A 202-nucleotide genomic window follows, 5' to 3' on the forward strand; every position below is an offset into this window, starting at 1 on the left:
AGACCTTGTCACCGGCGAAGCTCCGCACTGGCGGGCGGGTATGATCAGCCGGGAGATCCAGCACCGGCAGCTCGCCCTCGAACTGCTTCAGCCAGTACGCCTCCTGCGTCTGGTACGCGTCTCCTTTTTTAAAATCTTCTTGCCATACGGCGTAGTCTTTATATTGAATGTGAAGCATCGGAAGGGTTCGGTTGTTGTACAG

At 55.4% G+C, this 202-nt stretch carries 1 protein-coding gene; it reads right to left on the bottom strand.

Going from position 1 to position 202, the window contains the following annotated elements:
* The coding region (locus V6D41_RS21475) for a condensation domain-containing protein (RefSeq protein ID WP_333519576.1) at positions 1 to 202 on the bottom strand (202 nt) is incomplete at both ends.

Origin of the sequence: Bacillus sp. 0102A (assembly GCF_036765155.1) — a bacterium.
Taxonomy (GTDB): Bacteria; Bacillota; Bacilli; order Bacillales; family Bacillaceae; genus Bacillus; species Bacillus subtilis_G.